Raw genomic sequence first — 19,502 nt, forward strand, 5'->3', positions numbered from 1 at the left:
GGAATCCTTGATCACCAAAGCGGTAGGAATTGACTATTTCAGCCTAGTCGTTGCACTACCGTAGTCCGCTCGCGTTACCAAATTAGTTACAACAAACCGCATGGTTTGCCGGCAGTCGGGGATGCTGCTGGTTGACTGACAAAACTACTTTCGCCCTCATCCCCAGCCCTTCTCCCAGAGGGAGAAAGGAGCCGATCCAATATTTTGTTCCCTCTCCTGTGGGAGAGGGCTAGGGTGAGGGTGGTTCTGGCAATAACTCAAAAGATTTGTCAGTCAATCAGGGGGATGCTGTTAGCCTCAATCCCCAATTGCTTAAAGCAGTTCCGAGTCCATTTCATAATCAGGCATCAGCGTCTCGGCATTCCAGAAGGCTTTTACTCTGCCACTCCCCAGCCCGATGCCGATGATGCCAATGGCATTGATGATGTAGAGAAGAGCAATGCCGCTTCCCGCTTCTGTTCCTACCAGGGTTCCAAAGGTTGTAGCCAGCCAGCCCCCCGATCGCAGGGCAGGTTCAAAGACGCGATCGGCAAGTAATCCGGCACTTAATCCGGCGGTGGCTTCAATCACAATGCCAATCAGATAATCAGCCGCAAAAACTCGTCCCTGAAGGGTTGGCACAACTTTGGCATACCATATAGCAGTGTAGGAGCTAAAAATCAGGGGACTGTGCAGAGATGCGCCAAAGCGGGCGATCGCCCATAATCCAGAGCCTTGACCCATGCCCAAAACCAGGTTACTGAATCCGATGCCAATAAAACCAACCACCATTCCCAGCACACGACGGTGAAACCCACCCCAGAGACTCAGGGCGATCGCGCCGACTACGCCTCCTACGCCGGACATTGCCACAACAATCCCTAAAATTTGGGTATTATCTCCTGTCCTTGCCAAAATCAGAGGTTGGTAAAGTACCTCACTGATTTGATGGAGAAACGCGAAGGATGCCATGACGATCACCATTGCCCGGAGGCTGGGCTGGGAAGCAATATAGCGAAACCCCAGGGTTGTATCTCGCCAAAGTTTTTGACCTCGCGCTATCTCATCCTCGCTTTCCTGAGAGTTAGGTTGCAATACGCGGTGGGGAATAGGTACTAGGAGGACGGTGAACAGAGCGATCGTAAAAGTTACCATGTCAACCGCTGTAATTCCCAACAGCCCCACTGTGGGATATAACACACCCGCTAAGGCTGGGGAAAAGATGCCAGCCGCATAGGCAACTATTCCACCCATACTGCTGGCGCGAGTGTGATGTTGTTTGGGAACAATCAGTGGAATCAAGGTTGAATAGGTGAGGGATTGGAGATTGCCAAAGCAGCCAATCACCGCTGCAATTAAATAGATATGCCAGAGTTGCAGAACTTGCAATGCGGCTAAAATACCGACCGAAATGGTGCAACCCGCCGAAGCGGTATCGCTCAGAATCAGCAAATGTTTGCGAGAAACGCGATCGACCAGAAGACCAGAAAATAGCGATACGGCGATCTGTGGCAGTTGGTAGAACACAAGAATCAGAGCGATCGCGGTGGCAGACTGGGTTTGCTGCCAGACCCACAGTGTTAATGCAAAGTAGGTCATGTTGCTGCCAATGGCGGAGGCAATCTGCCCCAACCAGAGCACAATGAAGGTTCGCATTGAATTTGACCACTATTGATTACAAAGAGCAAAATTCATTGACTTGGCAGTAACTGCTGCTGAAGTTCATTGAGATAAAGATTCGTTCCAATAGGACCAGGTAAGCCTAAACAAAGATACGCGGGGATGAAGTAGACCTGATCCCGTTTGCTGGCATTTAGAGTCTGGGCGATCGCATTTTTTGCCCATGCCTGCTTGAGTTGCGATAGTTGGTGTTTCTCAAACATATCTGTACCACTGAGGTGATTCATGCCCTTGAAATTATTGCCCAGTAAAACAATCAGATTGGCATGATTAAGCTGGGGCAAAGCTTCTAGAGTAATCGGGATGAGGGTGGTCTGTTGAGATGGTTGAACTCCGGGGGGAACAACCAGTTGAAAGCCTAACTCCTTAAGCAGGGAACTACACATCCCATGAGTATTAACCCCTAGATAAATCTCCCTTAATTCGGTGGAACTGAGCAATAACAGCCTGGGAGCAGTTTCCACTAGAGGAGCAAAGGCTTGGCGGGCTGTAGCAATTTGCTGTCTGGTTTGGGTTAATAGTTGCTCGGCTTGCTTCGATCGATTGACTGCTTGCGCGATGACCTGGAGATTTTTTTCGGGCTCAGTCCACTTCAGCATTAATGTTGGAGCAATGCCAGTTAACGTCTGATACTGTCTGGCATTATTGCCATCAATGCCCAAAATTAAATCCGGTTGAGCTTTCAGAATTGCTTCGATCGACGGAGTGTAGGCGATACCCACATTCACCAGTGGTTGGGAAACCCATTGCCCAAGATAGGGGATCTGTTCAGCAGGTTTCGTATAGTCCCCCTGGTGAAAGGCGATGTGGTCGCCAAAGGCAATAGGCTGAATCCCTAAAGCCAGCAGGGGTTCCAGTAAATAGGGCCCCAACACCACAATCCGTTGGGGTTGACCACACACTTGAGTTTCTCCCATTGCATGGGCGATCGTGCGACAGTTGGCGGGAACTGCGGATGGGGTAGAAACGGCATTGTGCTGTACAAGGGAGGGGGTTCCCTGGCAGGCAACGATCGCTCCCATCATGATCATGGCCAGCCCCACCCACCGAATCCAATTTACCCATCTCGTATCACTTTGAGCCATTGCAACAGGATGGATACGCCGTATGAAAAACATGAGCTAATTCAGCAAGGTTGATTAGAACTCTACAGCAATAGTGCCAATGACCGTTAGCGGGGCTCCTGGGGCATTGCCAAAGTTACGGGAATTGTTGGTGCTGCTGATGTAGGAAACATTAAATAAATTATTAATGTTTAACCCCAATCGCCAGTTATTTCGTTTGTAGAATAAAGCTAGATTCGTCAAAAAATAATCCCCTACTTTAAAGCTATTTGCTAAGTCTCCATAGCGATTGCCAACATAATTGATGCCAACGCCGAAACCCAGTCCCTGCAAGTCGCCCTGCTGAATTTCGTAGGTTGTCCACAGACCCGCACTGTGATAGGGTGCGTTGAACAAACGATTTCCAATGGGTATATCGTTGTCTTCGGTGATTCTGGCATCGGTATAGGCGTAGTTGGCAATGATATTCCAACCGGGCAAAATTTCCCCAGCAATATCCAGTTCCACGCCCTGACTCCGTTGCTTCCCTGCCAATACGGAGAAAAAGGGATTATTGGGATCGGTCGTTGCGACATTTCGCTTGGTGATATTAAAGTAAGCGAGGGTAACGAACAGTTTTCGGTTCAAAAGTTCTGCTTTGGCACCGACTTCAAACCCCCTGGCTTTTTCTGGCTCTAGTGGGCTACCGCTGACATTTGTGCTGAGGTTTGGCTTGAATGACTGGGAATAATTGGCATAGAGCGATACCGTTTCCACAGGTTTATAGATCAAACCAATGCGGGGACTCCAGGACTGATACGATGCATTCGTTTGAGATGGATCGTAATCTGGAGCAATCCGAAAATTGATGGTGTCATAGCGCAAACTACCGACCAGGATGAATTGATCTCCAAAGTTGACTTGATCTTGAAGGAAAACCCCGACGCGATCGTACTCGGTATCATAGGGGGCAAACGGCTCGAAACCACTCAGATCAGGTCTGGGGACAGTCCCATACACTGGGTTAAAAACGTTGATCACCAGTAGATTACTAAAATCAGCCCGGGTAAACCGCTCATCGAGTCGGTTGAAGTTTAAATCCACTCCAGCCAGGAGAGTATGCCGCACCGATCCGGTGTTAAATTTACCCACCACATTCGTTTGAATGGTGTAATCATCCGAGCGATACTCCCGGTCAGCAAAAAACAGATTCACATCTCCCGTCGTTTGATCGACAAACGCTGGCAAGGTGACAAGAACGCTATAGTCCTGAGTCACGTAGCGAAACCCATGATTTAAGCTCCAGTTATCGTTGAATTGATGCTTCAGGTCATACCCTAGAGTCAAGGCTCGGCTTTCAGAAGAATCATCTAGAGCACCCACAACCCGATCGCGGGGTACATCTGCTACGCGATCGCCAATGGCAGGAAGACCTAGATCATACGGGCTTTTCTCATTGATGTATTCCATGACGATCGTCAGGTTAGTGCGATCGCCAATATCCCAACTCAAAACCGGAGCAATAAAAAATCGATTCGTATCAATCTCCAGATCTCGGAAGCCATCTTCATGCTGATACGCCACATTTAAGCGGTAGCGCAGCGAGCGATCGGCGGTTAAGGGCCCGGAGAAATCGATACTGGGACGGATTAAGCCATAACTACCAGCCTGGAATTGCAGTTCGTAGAACGGATTGGACAAAGGGCGCTTCGTCACCAGATTGATAATTCCACCGGGGTCGTTTTGCCCATACAAAACGGATGCCGGACCTTTAATTACCTCAATTTGTTCAATATTGGCGGTTTCTTGAGTACTAAAATTGTCATTCAGCCGATAACCATCCCGCAAAAAGGCTCCCGCCGTGAAGTTATCCGTTGTAAAGCCCCGGATCGTGATGTTTGTGCTGGAACCAAAGGGATTGAGCCGCCCTACTACACCGCTGACATTTCGCAGGGCATCATCTACCCGCAGCGTTTGCTGGTCTTGCAACACCTGCTGCGGAATCACCTGAATCGATTGGGGTGTATCGAGAATGGGAGTATTGGTGCGTGTCCCAGTCGTCGCATTGGGGGTAAAGTAGGAGCTACCTGGAAGATCCCCAGTCACTACCACTTCCTCTTCGGGCACTTCATCGTCTGGGTTGAGGCTATAGGCAAAATCCCCCGTTCTCAGGATGACTTCTTGTTGAGGCGGGCTATCGTTACCCGTTACCGTCACCTGAATGGTACTGCTATCTACCTGAGTCACCTGAACACGGGCAACATCTGGGGTTGGCGTTTCGGCAATGAATGCCGAGTCATCGGGTAGTACCAGCATTGCATTGGTGATTTCCGCAATCAGGCTATTTCCCTCAGTACGGAACTTGGTTGCATCCACCTGAAGCAGTTGCCCCTCAGCCGTTTGCAGCACAATTTCTAACCCAGTATCGATCGAGTTCAGTTGCACTCCTGTAACCTGCACCCTGGCGGCCTCAACTTGGGCTTGCCACTCCTTCAGGGTTGTTGCCGGTCGTGGGAACTCACGAATCTGGGGAATGGCGGATTGCTGTACCGACCTGGATTGGTCTACCGCTCCCTTTGCCACAGGAACTTCTGAAGGCTTGCCTGTTTCCGGGTGAGGCAGGTGTTCCTTTGCCTGAACTGGCAGAACCATTAACCCAACTAATAATCCAGAAATCCAAAAATGACGACTCACCTGACTATTCACACACTATCCTCACACAAACCCATTTAATGCAAGTCTCTATTGAGAAAAACTCTTGATAGATCTGGGTTAGATAGTAGGACGATCGCATTGTGTTTGTCTTATCCCAGACGGACTTTCTGTTATCCCAAACGGACTTTTTGGGTATTGTGCCGGGTCATGTAGGCAAGAGGACTATGCCCAAACTTCTTCCGAAAGGCTTTGCTAAATGATGGTAGGCTGGCATAACCAACCGTATGGGCAACTTCGGTGACGCTCATTTCACCGGATTCCAGGAGTTGCTGCGATCGCGCCAGCCGATAGTCCTGTAAGTAGCCAAATACTGTCGTGCCAAATACCTGGAGAAAGCCTTGCTTGAGCTTGCGATCGTTCAACCCAACCTGCCGAGCCAGTTCTAGCAGTGAAGGCGGATTGTTTGCCCGTTGAATGAGAATCTTACTGGCAAAATGCAGACACTCTATATCATCGGGTTTCAAAGAAATCATGGGATTTGCAGCTTGCTGTGGCTCTTCCCATTGCGCAAATTGGAGGGCTAGTAGTTCCAGAGCTTTTCCTTCCAAAAATAGCTGTTGGACTAACCCTTGATAGGGACAGTCTATGATTTGTTGCAGCACCTTCACCATGCCCGGTGTGGTTTGACCCAGGTTGTGATGAAAGGGCTGAATTGAACCTGCGTCAATTAACTGTTTCAGCGACCGGGGCAGCATGGTATGCTCCTGTTCCAACTGCCGAAAATAATCGGGATGGGCATAGATCATAACCATCTGAATCGGTTCTTTTGCCTGCCATTGCTCGACTTCAGTCAATTCTGGCAAACAATATAAGTAATAGTATCCATCGACTTCTTCATACTCACCCATAACACTCGGAACATTTGCCGTGTGAACTCTAGAACACCCTGATAGCAGAAATTTTAGGACAAGTGGAAACGCTGATTCATGCTGTCGCTTCAAGTGGAGATCCTGCCAGAGTTGCCCCTTCCGAATGCTCAGGGTTAAGCCATGATGCAGGCAAATGATTTGCTCCCCACCCATGCCAAACTGGTGAGGCAGATGGAACCAGGAGCCTGCCGTGGTCTTCTGATAGACATTCTCCCCTTGCAGTTGAGCCGTGTTACAGATTTCAGACCAATCTGTTTCATTGAATGCGATCGCCATGCCTACCTGAGCCTTAAACTATTGCAAATTATTCCTAATTAATACAGTAGTAATTAGGAAACTGACAAGACTCAGGCTAATTTTTGCTGGAGTCACACGTCGCAGGACAGTTCACTACACATCCAAATGAGGGCTGACTCAGCCTAATCGGTTTAGGTGCGATTACCACGGGCTCCTAATCTGGAGGAAGGCATCATTGTTGCAATTTGTGGCATCATCAGCCAACTGTGGGACTTAACGCGACAATAGAAGTATAGGGGAAGGCGTGAGGAGTGTTCCCTTAGAGGTAAATGGTGGCTGGATATCTCTATCAGTAACCAGGGAGGGAGGTATGTTCTCTACAACGATGGCCTCAAACGACCTGCTTTATATTGTTACCAAACTGTTAGTTCTGGCGATTTCGGTTCTAGTCTGGTGGGTGGTTGTTTCCCATTCATCGTCTCCAGTTGTTTGAATGATTAGTTAGGTTCGCATCGGAATACTCACGATCAATTCCGTACCTTGCTCCGGAGTTGATTTTACTCTGAGTGTTCCTCGATGTTGCTCGACAATAATTTGATGAACGATCGCCAGCCCTAACCCAGTCCCACGACCGATCGCTTTTGTTGTAAAGAATGGGTCGAATAGTTTTTGCTGCACCGTTTCCGACATGCCGATGCCATTGTCAGCAATCCGAATCGCGATCTGCTGTTGCTCCGGCAGCACCACCGTTTGGAGATGAATATTCGGGATGTAATACGGTAGTTCAGGATGTGGCATAGCTCGCCAGAGTTTGAGCTTATCTTCGATCGCATCGATCGCATTCGTGAGTAAATTCATAAACACCTGATTCATTTCCCCGGCATAACATTCGACTAATGGCAACTCAGTATACTCGCGGGTCACGGTAATTGCTGAATCAGGAGCTTTCGCCTCTAATTGGCTACTCAACAGCATTAACGTACTCTCTAACCCTTCATGTAAATCCACTGCCTTGTAATCGGCTTCATCCAGGCGGGAGAAGATCCGCAGCGATCGTACCAATTCTTGAATCCGGCGGGTGCCTAATTCGATCGAGGTCAGCAGTTTTGGCAAATCGATTTGAATAAAGCTTAAGTCAACCTGCTCTGAAAAGGCTTGAATTTCAGGCGTTGGTATAGAACATTGAGACTGATACAGCTTCACTGCCTCTAGTAACTCGTGGCTATAACGCTGGACATACGCCAGGTTGCCATGAATAAAGTTCACTGGATTATTAATCTCATGGGCAAGTCCAGCCACCAATTGCCCCAAGGATGCTAGTTTTTCCTCCCGTACCAGCCTCAGGCGTGCCCGCCGTAAGTCCAGATGCACATTAATCCTGGCTAATACTTCCTCCTGATGAATTGGCTTAGTGACATAGTCTACTGCTCCTAACTGCAAGCCCTTGATCTTATCCACCGGATCGGATAGTGCCGTCATAAAAATAATCGGAATTTCTTTCGTCCTGGCATCGGCTTTTAAGCGTTTACAGGTTTCAAAACCGTCAATCCCCGGCATCATCACATCTAAGAGAATTAGATCTGGAGCAACTTTATGGACTTTCTCTAGCGCACTTTCACCGTTTTTTGCCACCGCAATATTTAATCCCGATTCATCTAATAAATTGACTAATACTTTGATGTTAGTGGGGACATCATCGACAATTAAAATGGTTTCTTTTAATTTAGGTTGCATCATTCGTTGCCTCAGCCAATATGGGAAGCAATCAACTGAATGATTGCCTCCTCATCAAACTCTTCCGCTAATGCCAACACCCGATCCGCAAAAACACCATAGTCAGGATTAAGTTGCTTAAGGTGAGTTGCCTCGGCTTGAATGCGGTTAATATATCCCGCCTGGGCTGCTTCATAAAGTGCCGCAAGTTCTGCTGCCGTTGGCACGAGCATTGTCGTTGCTAGTTGGGCAGATGCCACCTCTGTTTCTGACTCATAACGCCATTGCAGGTTTAAATAGAGTTGCAATTGCTCAAATAACTCGATCGCTTGCACTGGTTTCGGCAAGAAATCTGTACACCCTGCTGCATGACTTTGTTGGCGATTGAAATTAAACACCGATGCCGACGAGGCAATGATCACTGCCTGTTGAAATGCTGGCAGGGCACGTAATTGTTGCGTCATGACAAATCCATCCATTACTGGCATTGCCAAATCGGTAATGATAGCATCCGGTTGATACTGTTGGGCTTTCTCTAACCCTTCTTGCCCATTTGCGGCTTCAATCACCGTAAATCCCAACGGCTCTAGTAAATTGACGATGACCACCCGGTTTTCCCATAAATCATCCACGACCAAAACCAGCCGACGATCGCCCTCATAACCCATGATTGAATGCAGCGATCGATCTGGATCTGGCTCAGTCCAATCGATCGCCTCTGGTAAATCCAAATCAAACCAGAAGCGACTGCCTTGCCCATAGGTGCTTTCTACCTGAATCTCACTATCCATCAGTTGAATAAACCGTTGGGTGATGGCTAACCCTAATCCAGTGCCCTCAGCTTTACGGAACTGTTCTCCGACCTGTTCAAATGGGAGAAAGATTTTTTCTAATTGTTCTGGCGGTATGCCTACTCCCGTGTCGGTAATCTGAAACCGTACTCGGTGAACTGGTTGAGATGGGCTTGCATCGACTCTGGCAACTACTCCAACTGTGAGAGTAACACTACCTACATCCGTAAATTTAATAGCATTTCCTAATAAATTGAGAAGAATTTGACGTAAGCGTTTGACATCTGCTTCTACAGCCATTGGTAAATGATTCAGCACCTCATAGTGAAACTGAACTTCTTTTTGTTCTGCCCGTACCTGACAAATATCTCGCACACCTATCAGAAGTTCAGCCAAACTGAAGCTGGTTGGTTGTAATTCCAATTTACGGGCTTCTACTTTTGCTAAATCCAGAATGTCATTAATCAACGTCAGCAAATGAGAGCCACATTGGTAAATAATATCCAGTCCATCCCGTTGCTTGGGACTAAACAATTTATCCCGTTGAAAGATTTGCACATATCCCAAAATGCCATTTAACGGAGTTCGTAACTCATGGCTCATATTCGCTAAAAACTCACTTTTGGCATGATTTGCGGCATCTGCTGCTTCCTTCGCTGCTTGCAGTTCAGTTGTCCGCTCTTCCACCCGTTGTTCTAATCGTTCATTGGTCTGTTCCAACTCGGTAAACGAGGCTTTGAGCTGGGCTGCCATGCTATTGAACGATCGCGCTAAATCGTTCAGTTCCCGGACTCCCTGTACCGTCACCGTTTGCTCTAGATCTCCTGCCGCGATCGCACTACTGGCGCTACTCAGACGGGCGATCGGTCGGGTAATCCAGCGTGATGTATACAACCCCACGAGAATTGCTACCGCTAACGCCACTACACACAGCAATATTGTATTTCGGGTATTGGCATTAATTTGTGCCATAAAATCCGCTTCGGGTACAGTGACAACGACCAGCCAATCCAAACCCAACTCATCTTTCCAGGGTGTGACATAGGCAAAGGCTTGTTCACCTGTGTCTAGCGTAAAGTGTAATTCCTGCCGCGTTGCGATGTTGTCGAAGCTCTGAAACTGCTGTTGTAACTGCTGCACTGTTGTTTGGATTAGCGGTTCGGTGATTTCAAAGATAGCCATCCGGCGAGGCTGACCTTGCCGTAGATGATATGGCTGACCAGCACTGGAACTGGCGACGATCGAGCCATCTCGTTCCATAATGAATACCTGACCAGAGGGACTAATCTTTAGCTGCTTCAGAAAATCACTGATTTGCGACAGAATCAAGTCCACCCCAATCACGCCAATAATCTGCTGAGCCTGGTTCCGCACTGGAAAGCTGGATGAAATTGACAGGATCTCCGGTTTATCTTCCCACTGATAAATTTGGCTCCAGACTGGGCGCTGCGCTTTAATGGCGGCACTGTACCAATCCTCCTGGCGTGGATCGTACTCCTTCTGTTCTAGTAACTGAATTCGCTTGCCCTTGGTATCACTGGCGTATACCTGCAATTTCCCTTGCGCGATCGTATTGGTGCGATCGTTAATTAATAACTCTCCCGTATTAGTTCGCTCAATCCCAATAAATTCACCCTGTTGATTGGCATAGTTGATATAGCCAATGTTGTGAACCTGCATTTGTTTCCAAAAATACTGCCCGACGCGGTTAAAGTCCGCCAGATTCAGCAACCCCAATTCATAGGCGCGGAGGTTGATTTCATTCAGTTGCCGGGGGGTAGACAGGTAGGTATCGAGATGCTGATCGACGCGATCGCTGACCTGACTACCTAGCTGAGTCGCCAAGTCACTAATTGCCTTTTGCCCATTGCGAAACGACAAATAACCCACCAACCCGACAGCCGCTACAGTCTGCACGACGAAGGGCACGATCAACAGTAACCGTAAAGGGATTTGGTGACGGCTGATAGGGGAGTGGGGCATGACTGATGATTCTGAATGATGCTATTAACGTACCCTGATGGTTGACTAACGCTACAAACACCCCGATTCGATCGTCATTCGCGATCGACTACTCTCTCATCCTAGATTAAAAATGTGACAATTATGTGGCAAATTTTTTGCACCTAAAACAAATTATTTCATAACCTGCCAAGTGTCCTGAATCATCAGGGTCAGGGGCGATCGCATTCCCTTCAATGGGAATTCTATTAATCAGGTGCATTGGTAGAATTTTGTGAAATATAACCCCGATAACCATCACAGGCGATCGATCCGCCTAAAAGGATATGACTATTCATCTCCTGGTGCATATTTCATCACCATTTGTACTCATCAACGACAGTGCTTATTCGGTGAAATTGTTGATGGTGAGATGCGATTAAATCGATTGGGGCAGATTGCGCGATCGCAATGGCTAAAAATCCCACACCATCATACCCAGGTAGAATTGGATGCCTGGGTGATTATGCCCAATCACATTCACGGCATCCTGATATTAAACAACCCTGGTAGGGGCGCGGCATTGGGGCAAAATTTAGAAGACCCCACCGACAGTTCTAATCCCAATGCCACGCCCAATTCGGCAGGTAATCAACCAAAATCTGTCTATCCTCGATCGCATGAGGGCGTGGCATTCGGGAGGAAACCCTTGTCTTTGCCTACAAATGGTTTGCCGAATGCCGCGCCCCTACCGCCGCGTTTGGGGGCAGGGACGGTGGGGGCAATTGTGCTCAACTTTAAATCGGTGACAACCCGATCGTTGAATCGGATTCAGCGATCGCCAGGAAACTCAATCTGGCAGCGCAATTACTATGAACACATTGTCCGCAGCGAAGAATCCCTACAACAAATACGGCAATACATTCAGAACAATCCCCTATCCTGGCAACAAGAGCAGTTACATCCCAATAATCCCTCAAAATGGTAATGCATTGGAAATCGGAATAACGATGAATAGCTGGTTAGAGCAATTGGTTTTTTGTTTTTACCTGTTCATATACTGTTTCGATCGCTTCTAGAAACGAATTATCTCGATGCCAGAATGCGGGAAAATCGCCTTGTTTCTTGACGGGAATGCCAGCGACTAAGGTTTGGGGTAATGGATCGATCGTGGCGGGTAGCCGTTTTGTCCCATGCCAGAAGTCGCGTAAACTTGCCTCTGCGATCGCATGAGTTTTGGGTAGGGTGTAGTAGGATGTTGCTGATTCGGGTGGTCGCTGTTGTAGCTGGAGTTCTGCTGAAAGGGCTTGTCCTAACGGGGATTTTGCTAGTTCTGTCAGCAGATTTTCTCGGGATAACCCGCGTAGTTCAAACAACAGAAATGGATCGCGATCGAGTTCGGCGGCGACCAAATAGTAAACGCCAGCAATATGCTTACAGGGATTCTCCCAATCGGGGCAGGAACAATTAGAATCGAAATCCTTTTTACTACGAGGAAGTAGGTTTAAACCCAATGTCTTAAAGGAATCCTCAATATTATCAGGGATTTCATTTAGGAGTAATCGTGAAATCAAACTGGCTCTAGAAGCAATCAACGCGATCGCGGCTGCCCATTTGGCGGCACTAATCGGTTGAAAATCGATCGTGGTGATATAAAGGGGTTCTTTGTAAACGCCAAAATAAGGATTGACTGAGCCGCGTACCTGGGCAATGACTTTGCCATCCTGAATTTCAAAGCTTCTGACTTTGTCATTGCGGGCATACGATCGCCCCCGACTTAACCGTCCGGAGTCCGTAAATTGTTCCAGTGCCGCAATGAACTTTTGTCCCCACCAGGTTCGGCTAAATTGACTCATTTCCCTACTCCATAATCGCAGTTTTATTTAAGGCAATTAGCTGTTTGAACGCATCGTTGTCTAATTCCGTCAACCAGGATTCATCTGCACCGACGATCGACCCTGCCAGTTTTTTCTTATCTTCGATCATTTCGTCAATCCGTTCTTCCAACGTCCCGATCGCCACAAACTTGTGGACAAACACATTCTTTTTCTGCCCAATCCGAAAGGCGCGATCGGTGGCTTGATCTTCTACGGCGGGATTCCACCAGCGATCGAAGTGAAACACATGATTGGCTTTAGTCAGGGTAATACCTACGCCACCCGCTTTCAGCGACAACACAAACACAGAGGGTTCTGTCTCGGGGTCTTGAAATTCGCTAATCATTTGCTGGCGTTTGGTGCGGGATGTGCCGCCATGTAAGTAATAAGTATTCAAATGGCAGGAATGCCGCAAATATTTCTCTAATGCCTCTCCCAGTTCATTAAATTGGGTGAAAATCAGCATACTTTCACCTTCCTCGATCGCTTCCTGCACCATTTCACTGAGTCGAGTTAATTTGTGCGATCGCTCGGGAGTAAAATCACTGCCATCTTGTAGAAATTGCCGGGGATGATTGCATACCTGTTTTAGTTTAGTCAGGGTTGCTAGAATTAACCCTTTCCGCTTCATTCCTTCAACCGTAGTCAGTTGTTCTTCTACATCTTTAACAACGGCTTCGTAGAGAGAAGCTTGCTCCTTGGTTAAATTACAAAATAGTTTCTGTTCGACTTTATCTGGTAAGTCTTTAATAATGGCTTGATCGGTTTTAACCCGTCGTAAAATAAATGGCTCTACCAGTTTCTTCAGGGTAGTTGCTTGACGGGGATTGTTGTGTTTTTGGATCGGGAGTTCAAAGTTCCGACGAAATTGCGTTTGATTGCCTAAATAGCCGGGATTGAGGAAATTGAAGATTGACCACAGATCCAATAATCGGTTTTCGACTGGAGTTCCTGTTAATGCTAAGCGATGGGGCGCGGATAGTTTCAATACGGCTTTCGTCAGATCCGCTTTCGGATTCTTAATATTCTGTGCTTCATCCAAAACAATGCGATGCCACTGCACATCACTGAATAATTTCAGATCCCTGCGTGCCAGAGCAAACGAAGTAATCACAATATCGTGTTCCCGGCAGGCTTGCTTAAACTCCTTGCTATCCTTCGATCGCTGATTACCATGATGCACGATCGCCTTAAGATCGGGGGCAAACTTATGGATTTCGTGTTCCCAGTTCCCCACGACAGAGGTGGGTGCGATCAATAGCGTGGGTGGAACCTGTTTAATCTTTCGTTGTTTGGCTAATTCTCGTTCTTGCAACAATCGGGCAATTACCTGAATGGTTTTTCCCAGCCCCATGTCATCTGCCAGACAACCGTTTAAGCCAATCTGTTCCAGGTATTGCAGCCAGGACACTCCCCGTTTTTGATATTCCCGTAAGTTGCCCTGAAGTGTTTTTGGATCTGCGATCGGCTGAAGTTGGCTCTTATCTCCCAGTTTCGCCAACATGTCAGACAGCACATCCTTGCGATCGACCTGGATTTCTAGCTCATCTTCCTCTCCCGCCGTTAACTTGAGAAAGTCCAGCAGACTCAGTTCCGGTTGCTCCTGCTGTTGGTTCTTCCAGAACTCCAGCATTTGCCGCATTTTGTCCTGATCTAACTCCAGCCATTGCCCACGAAATTTAACTAAGGGAGTTTTGGCGTTAACTAATTGATGCCATTCCTGCTCACTAACCTTCTTACCCCCGATCGCCAGCTCATACTGATATTCCACCAAACTTTCAAACGAAAAATATTTCTTCGTTTTATCCTCACCCCCCGAAAGTGACTTGCCCGTTGCCTTCAGCCGCACCTTCGCCCGTTGCCGTCCCTGCGGAGTCCACCAGGCAGGCACAATCACCTTATAGCCCGCATTCTCCAACACCCATGCCGACTCCTTCAAGAAATCAAACGCGGCATCCAAATCCAGGTGAATGCCTACAGGCTGATCTGTTTCTAACCCTTGCCATAGGGCGGGATAAATTCGAGCGGCATAGCCCAAATTCATTAATAAATGCTGTTCAAAGTCCTGCCCTAACTGCTTTTGTAGCTGTTGCTGCTGCTTGGGACGCATGCGCCAATAGTCCTGCAATGATAGCTTCAGCGACGGGTCACTTTTGGGAGCCACCTGAAACTGCAACTCCCACGACTCCTCGGCTTTAGTGGGATCATGCAACTGAAAATATAGGTGAAATGGCAGCTCCGACTGGGTTTTGACGATGCGATCGCGCCATGCCTGCCATTGTTTGTATTGCTCTAGCCGGGTGACTGTCTGCCAGGGCATGCCACTTTGTCTGGGATGCAGACAATCGGACAAGAGTGAATCTGCGATCGTTTTTTCAAAGGCTTGGGTGGTGTAGGTATGGGTGACAATCTCGGTCAGTAAGCATTCTGAGAAATGCCGGAGTAATGTTTCGCGATCGTAAAATTCCGGTGTCTCTGGTGGTTCGGCAAATCCTGCCACACAAACTAACGGCATATACTCTACATACTGCTGAATTAACGCTTCATACTCCTCACCAATGAATTCCCAACCTGGATAAATCTCAAATTCATCTGATACCACACCTACATCGATCGTCTGTGTTGCTGCCGCCTGTTTCGTCTTGCCTGCCGATCGTTTTTTCCGAGTTTCTTGAGTTGTGGTTTGAGTCCGGCGAGTCGTTTTTGTTGAAGTTGCGGTTTTCGCCGTCGATTTTGTTGTCTTCCCTGTTTTTTTTCCGGTTGCTTTGGGTACGATTAATTCTCGATATTTTAGTGCCGGAATGTACTGGTCTTTAAATAGTAACCGCTTCAGAGCTTGAGTATAGTGAAACCAAAACAATAGATCCGACCCTAACTGCACGTCTGCCAGATTATGCATGGCGATGAAATGCAGATCGTTCAGCAAATTCACGACATTGTTGGCTCTAGCCGTTCCAGCAGCACCCGTTTTCACCATCGTCAGGGTGGGATAACAATCGACCTGCCAGGATTGCCATTCAAAGGTTTCCGGTAATTCTGTCTCCAAATACCGGGATAATTCCAGCGAGGGTAATGGCTGATGATCTACAGTGGGCAATAGAAAATATTGTGGTGTAATCAACTCTTCCGGTTTCCGGTGCGGTAACAGTTGCACCCCTAGTTCCTGACTCAGCAATGTGACCAACTCTGCGGCAGCGACCTGTCGCGGATGTTGTTGGCTTGGTTTCCGCGATCGCGTGAGTTCTGTTGTTTCCACCCACAGATAAAATGTCCCTGGTTGGACAAATTCCGCTTCCGCCTGGGGAATCCAAGTGCCATGAAGAATCCGCATCGGCAAACCGCCTTAACCCGATCATGTTTGCCTTTCAGCCTACCGAGAAGTGCCAGCAAATGCAATAATCCTCGCTGTTGGCTGACAACGTGATACTCTGTCCATACTGCATGAACCAAAGTAACTGAGAAACGAACCTCACTCACTCATGTTCAAACCTAAGCTAGAAAGATTTGAATCCGAGTGACTGAGATTTAATCCGTGATAAGAAAGGCTTAAGTTTTAAGCTTGAGGTATAAGCAGTGCTAGAAAAGCTTAAAGCTTCTTAACAAATTATCGAGCATTGACAAGAAACATTTAAAGCTTTGCAGCTAATGTGGCAGTTTACCGATAAATGGCGCGATTGTACTTAAAGTCGATTATGCTACTCGCCGATAGAATTGGCAGGAAACGTCTGATTGGCTGACAAAACGATCGCAAGGTTCATGCCGTTACCATCCTGCCTAAACATGAGGGCAAATTATCAATTAACCAGGAGAACAGCATTGCTGGGGAAATGAAACACTACTTTGCCCAGGACTATCGTGGAGAACCATTTCAACTATTTAGCTCTCCCCACCTAATTGCATTGGGCATCCTTGTCCTACTAAATTTCCTGTTCATCAGGATGGGTATGCAAACTGCCAAGCGTAAACACTACCGTCTTCGACACGGTCTAGCGATTGTCATTTTACTCAATGAGGTGGTCTGGCATCTTTGGAATCTGCTGACTGGTGGTTGGTCAATCCAAACCATGCTGCCTTTCCATTTATGTAGCATCATGAACTATGTCAGTATCGCAACGCTCCTGACAAAGTCCTCTAACTTATATCAACTGTGCTATTTTTTGGGGATTGGCGGGGCGCTGCAAGCTCTACTCACTCCGGATCTGGGTTCCTACGGCTATCCCCACTTTCTGTTTTTTCAGACCTTCCTGAGTCATAGCCTGATTATCACCACAGCACTGTATATGACTATTGTGGAAGGCTATCGTCCCACATTGAGAATCTTACCTGCACTAATCGTCGGCTTCAATCTTTACCTGCTGGTTGTCGCCATTATTAATAGCTTAATTGGCAGTAATTATCTGTTTATTGCCCATAAACCCAACGTTCCAACCATCCTGGATGCGATGCCGCCTTGGCCCTGGTATATCTTCGGCATGGAAGGGGTAGGAATCCTTGTGGTTTTGCTACTCTATCTTGCTTTTGTCATCGTGAGGGCAAGGTGAGAAATCCTGTTTACAAAACAGGGAGGACTTCCCTATTCTTGGTCACTGACACTCTTTACGATCGACACGAGTATTATTTACTCCCCTTAAAATATCTTATCTGGGTAAAAGTTCTTGACTTTCTTGGTCGAAAGTTCTAACCAAACAGAATTTCAGGATTTATGCCTTTCAACGAATTTAGACCATAGGCAGTTCGCTATAGTTGTAGTTGCCATCTGGTTGAATTGATACAGGGTAGAGCGCCATAGCCTGGGTTATGAACACAGAATCTATATTCCAAAAAACCTGGCTATCTCTCACGTTGATGGGGATATCCTATATACTTTTAGGCTGGTATTTATCGGCTCATCAAATCATCTGGTTGTTGGGGGCTTGTGTTCTAATCGCTACCTTAGTTCTGGCTTGGAAAAATGCTCCTATGATTGAATTTTTGGACTGGTTGAGACATCAACGGTTATTTACTGTCATTGGCATCAGTCTGCTCACAAGTGTGATCGTTATTGCTTTGCTCGTTAAACCCTTCTTCCTCAACCTATTTTTTCTCCCGGTTCTAACGATCCTGTTTGCTGACATGGAACTCCGAGTAGCAGGGTTTCCCGAAAAAGATATTCTGTTATCCCTCGTTACCATTGCCGGACTCAGCCTGGGACTGGGTGAGGCGATCGATCTATTTATCTCTCCCAGCCTCAGATATTAACGCTACTGGCAACAGAAATCTCGGCTTGAGCGTCAGGTAAAACACCCGCTCCCCTTTCAGTTCAGCCTGCATCGATCGCATCATTCAGCTTCACTCAAAACCTCATCCTGAGATATAGAACAAAGCTGATCCTAAAGCAGACTGCGAGCGAAAACCGAATCGTTAGCATGAAGTCGCAACCAAGAACGATCAGGAATTACGCTCATGACCACTGGAACCAACAGAGCCAATCAAGTCCCTACCGTTACTCCCGCCTACAATGGCTCTGATCGCAATGCCTGGATCTTCGGCTGGAATCCTCAACAGGAACTCTGGAATGGTCGGTTAGCCATGCTAGGGTTTGTCGCTTATCTCCTGTGGGATATAGCTGGATATAGCGTCCTACGCCATGTGCTGCATCTGATTCGGTAAAACATTCCAGCGATCGTAGCATTCAATTGCGCCATGAACGACCCGAGTAGAGCCATCCTTTTCAGCCTCGGACTACTCGGCAACAGAGAGTTTTGACCTAACACGAGACATCACTATGCAAACATCGCCAACCTCATCCCCTGCATCCATTGCATCCATTCGCTATTGTGCCCTAAGTTTAGGCATCTTCTTCTTCCTTTTGGGTTTGGCTGGTTTCGTTCCTGCTTTCGTTGCTAGCCCTGCCAATGCCTATCCCATCAGTGGCTACGGCTACCTATTTGGAATTTTTCCCACGAACTATTTTCACAATGCGATCGGAATTTTAGTGGGTCTTTGGGGGATTGCCGCCTTTACTAGCCTCAGTGGAGCCATTGTCTTCAACCGTATCTTTACTATCGTTTACGCCCTTAGTGCCCTGCTCGGTATCCTGCCAGTCACCAATACGTTGTTCGGCACGATGCCCCTATATGGCAACAATGTTTGGTTAAATATCCTGGTTGCCGCGATCGCCTATTACTACGGCTTTATCAAACCGGCAGAAATCACCACTCCTGGGTCTTCATCCAGTGTGCAATCTGGTGTGTAATCCAACGAACTGAGCCTCTATCGCGATCGCGGCTGAATAGATTTGGATCAATGCCGTTGCATCGTGGCCTCACCTCAATTCTCTTGCTACTCCAGCAGTCCTCTATGGGCTGCTTTTTTGCATTATGATCTCGATCGCTATCCTGTTAATGGCTCATGATTAACCCTGCATCCTACTCCGCCTTACCTGATCATTCTGTTCTTTGGCTCGACACCTTAAAGTGGCAACCTCACCCCACCCAGACCGAGCAATTTCAACAACTCTACGCCGGAATTCTGGCGGGTAATCAACAGTTCAACCTCACTCGTATCACTGAACCGGATGATTTTTGGGAGAAACATCTCTGGGATTCATTACGGGGAATTAAAGGGTTTCTGGTGGGGGAGAGTGGGGAAGGTAAGGGCTGTCTCTTATACACATCT

14 protein-coding genes are annotated in these 19,502 nt (G+C 47.4%); 6 read left to right on the forward strand and 8 right to left on the reverse strand.

What is annotated here, in order from left to right; genetic code table 11:
* Window positions 1–312: 312 nt before the first annotated feature.
* The 6 genes from ACN4EK_RS17530 to ACN4EK_RS17555 all read right to left on the reverse strand — a co-directional run bounded on the left by ACN4EK_RS17530 (window position 313) and on the right by ACN4EK_RS17555 (window position 11,010).
* Entirely contained in the window at window positions 313–1,635 is a 1,323-nt protein-coding gene (locus tag ACN4EK_RS17530) for an MFS transporter (protein ID WP_431659357.1), read from the reverse strand.
* Window positions 1,636–1,670: 35 nt separating this feature from the next.
* On the reverse strand, window positions 1,671–2,744 hold the full coding sequence (locus ACN4EK_RS17535) for an iron-siderophore ABC transporter substrate-binding protein (protein ID WP_431659358.1): 1,074 nt from the start codon (window positions 2,742–2,744) through the stop codon (window positions 1,671–1,673).
* 54 nt (window positions 2,745–2,798) lie between these two features.
* Complete coding sequence (locus tag ACN4EK_RS17540) at window positions 2,799–5,408, reverse strand: TonB-dependent siderophore receptor (protein ID WP_431659359.1); 2,610 nt, start codon at window positions 5,406–5,408, stop codon at window positions 2,799–2,801.
* Window positions 5,409–5,527: 119 nt separating this feature from the next.
* A complete protein-coding gene (locus ACN4EK_RS17545; RefSeq protein WP_431659360.1) occupies window positions 5,528–6,562 on the reverse strand; it encodes a helix-turn-helix transcriptional regulator in 1,035 nt (344 codons plus the stop codon).
* Between the two features lie 462 nt (window positions 6,563–7,024).
* Window positions 7,025–8,260 carry a hybrid sensor histidine kinase/response regulator gene (locus tag ACN4EK_RS17550; RefSeq protein WP_431659361.1) on the reverse strand — a complete coding sequence of 412 codons (1,236 nt, stop codon included), beginning with the start codon at window positions 8,258–8,260 and terminating at the stop codon, window positions 7,025–7,027.
* Window positions 8,261–8,268: 8 nt separating this feature from the next.
* A complete protein-coding gene (locus ACN4EK_RS17555; RefSeq protein ID WP_431659362.1) occupies window positions 8,269–11,010 on the reverse strand; it encodes an ATP-binding protein in 2,742 nt (913 codons plus the stop codon).
* 253 nt (window positions 11,011–11,263) lie between these two features.
* On the opposite strand from ACN4EK_RS17555, the gene ACN4EK_RS17560 reads away from it, so the two are divergent.
* Entirely contained in the window at window positions 11,264–11,956 is a 693-nt protein-coding gene (locus ACN4EK_RS17560) for a transposase (RefSeq protein WP_431659364.1), read from the forward strand.
* A 34-nt stretch (window positions 11,957–11,990) separates the two neighbouring features.
* Here the strand turns inward: ACN4EK_RS17560 and ACN4EK_RS17565 are convergent, their stop codons facing one another.
* The gene (locus ACN4EK_RS17565; RefSeq protein WP_431659365.1) at window positions 11,991–12,824 is read right to left on the reverse strand and encodes an SWIM zinc finger family protein; all 834 of its coding nucleotides are present in this window, start codon (window positions 12,822–12,824) and stop codon (window positions 11,991–11,993) included.
* 4 nt (window positions 12,825–12,828) lie between these two features.
* Window positions 12,829–16,176 carry a DEAD/DEAH box helicase gene (locus ACN4EK_RS17570; protein ID WP_431659366.1) on the reverse strand — a complete coding sequence of 1,116 codons (3,348 nt, stop codon included), beginning with the start codon at window positions 16,174–16,176 and terminating at the stop codon, window positions 12,829–12,831.
* 496 nt (window positions 16,177–16,672) lie between these two features.
* Here ACN4EK_RS17570 and ACN4EK_RS17575 point away from each other — a divergent pair, with 496 nt between their 5' ends.
* The 5 genes from ACN4EK_RS17575 to ACN4EK_RS17595 all read left to right on the forward strand — a co-directional run.
* Window positions 16,673–17,386, forward strand: a complete 714-nt coding sequence (locus tag ACN4EK_RS17575; RefSeq protein WP_431659367.1) for a YwaF family protein — start codon at window positions 16,673–16,675, stop codon at window positions 17,384–17,386.
* Window positions 17,387–17,804: 418 nt separating this feature from the next.
* Window positions 17,805–18,083 (forward strand): hypothetical protein, encoded by a 279-nt coding sequence (locus ACN4EK_RS17580; RefSeq protein ID WP_431659368.1) that lies wholly within the window; start codon window positions 17,805–17,807, stop codon window positions 18,081–18,083.
* A 204-nt stretch (window positions 18,084–18,287) separates the two neighbouring features.
* Window positions 18,288–18,494 (forward strand): chlorophyll a/b-binding protein, encoded by a 207-nt coding sequence (locus tag ACN4EK_RS17585; protein WP_431659369.1) that lies wholly within the window; start codon window positions 18,288–18,290, stop codon window positions 18,492–18,494.
* Window positions 18,495–18,609: 115 nt separating this feature from the next.
* Window positions 18,610–19,080 (forward strand): DUF4383 domain-containing protein, encoded by a 471-nt coding sequence (locus ACN4EK_RS17590; RefSeq protein WP_431659370.1) that lies wholly within the window; start codon window positions 18,610–18,612, stop codon window positions 19,078–19,080.
* 155 nt (window positions 19,081–19,235) lie between these two features.
* On the forward strand, window positions 19,236–19,502 hold a 267-nt coding region (locus ACN4EK_RS17595), incomplete at its 3' end, for an RsmG family class I SAM-dependent methyltransferase (RefSeq protein WP_431659372.1).

Source organism: Pantanalinema rosaneae CENA516 (genome assembly GCF_050753385.1).
GTDB lineage: Bacteria > Cyanobacteriota > Cyanobacteriia > Leptolyngbyales > Leptolyngbyaceae > Pantanalinema > Pantanalinema rosaneae.

Bases quoted from the DNA above. Each gene is read 5' to 3' on its own strand.
- ACN4EK_RS17580 (WP_431659368.1), top strand. From the start codon at position 17,805: ATGATTGAATTTTTGGACTGGTTGAGACATCAACGGTTATTTACTGTC.
- ACN4EK_RS17535 (WP_431659358.1), bottom strand. From the start codon at position 2,744: ATGGCTCAAAGTGATACGAGATGGGTAAATTGGATTCGGTGGGTGGGG.
- ACN4EK_RS17565 (WP_431659365.1), bottom strand. From the start codon at position 12,824: ATGAGTCAATTTAGCCGAACCTGGTGGGGACAAAAGTTCATTGCGGCA.
- ACN4EK_RS17575 (WP_431659367.1), top strand. From the start codon at position 16,673: ATGAAACACTACTTTGCCCAGGACTATCGTGGAGAACCATTTCAACTA.
- ACN4EK_RS17590 (WP_431659370.1), top strand. From the start codon at position 18,610: ATGCAAACATCGCCAACCTCATCCCCTGCATCCATTGCATCCATTCGC.
- ACN4EK_RS17545 (WP_431659360.1), bottom strand. From the start codon at position 6,562: ATGGCGATCGCATTCAATGAAACAGATTGGTCTGAAATCTGTAACACG.
- ACN4EK_RS17530 (WP_431659357.1), bottom strand. From the start codon at position 1,635: ATGCGAACCTTCATTGTGCTCTGGTTGGGGCAGATTGCCTCCGCCATT.
- ACN4EK_RS17570 (WP_431659366.1), bottom strand. From the start codon at position 16,176: ATGCGGATTCTTCATGGCACTTGGATTCCCCAGGCGGAAGCGGAATTT.
- ACN4EK_RS17585 (WP_431659369.1), top strand. From the start codon at position 18,288: ATGACCACTGGAACCAACAGAGCCAATCAAGTCCCTACCGTTACTCCC.
- ACN4EK_RS17555 (WP_431659362.1), bottom strand. From the start codon at position 11,010: ATGCCCCACTCCCCTATCAGCCGTCACCAAATCCCTTTACGGTTACTG.
- ACN4EK_RS17550 (WP_431659361.1), bottom strand. From the start codon at position 8,260: ATGATGCAACCTAAATTAAAAGAAACCATTTTAATTGTCGATGATGTC.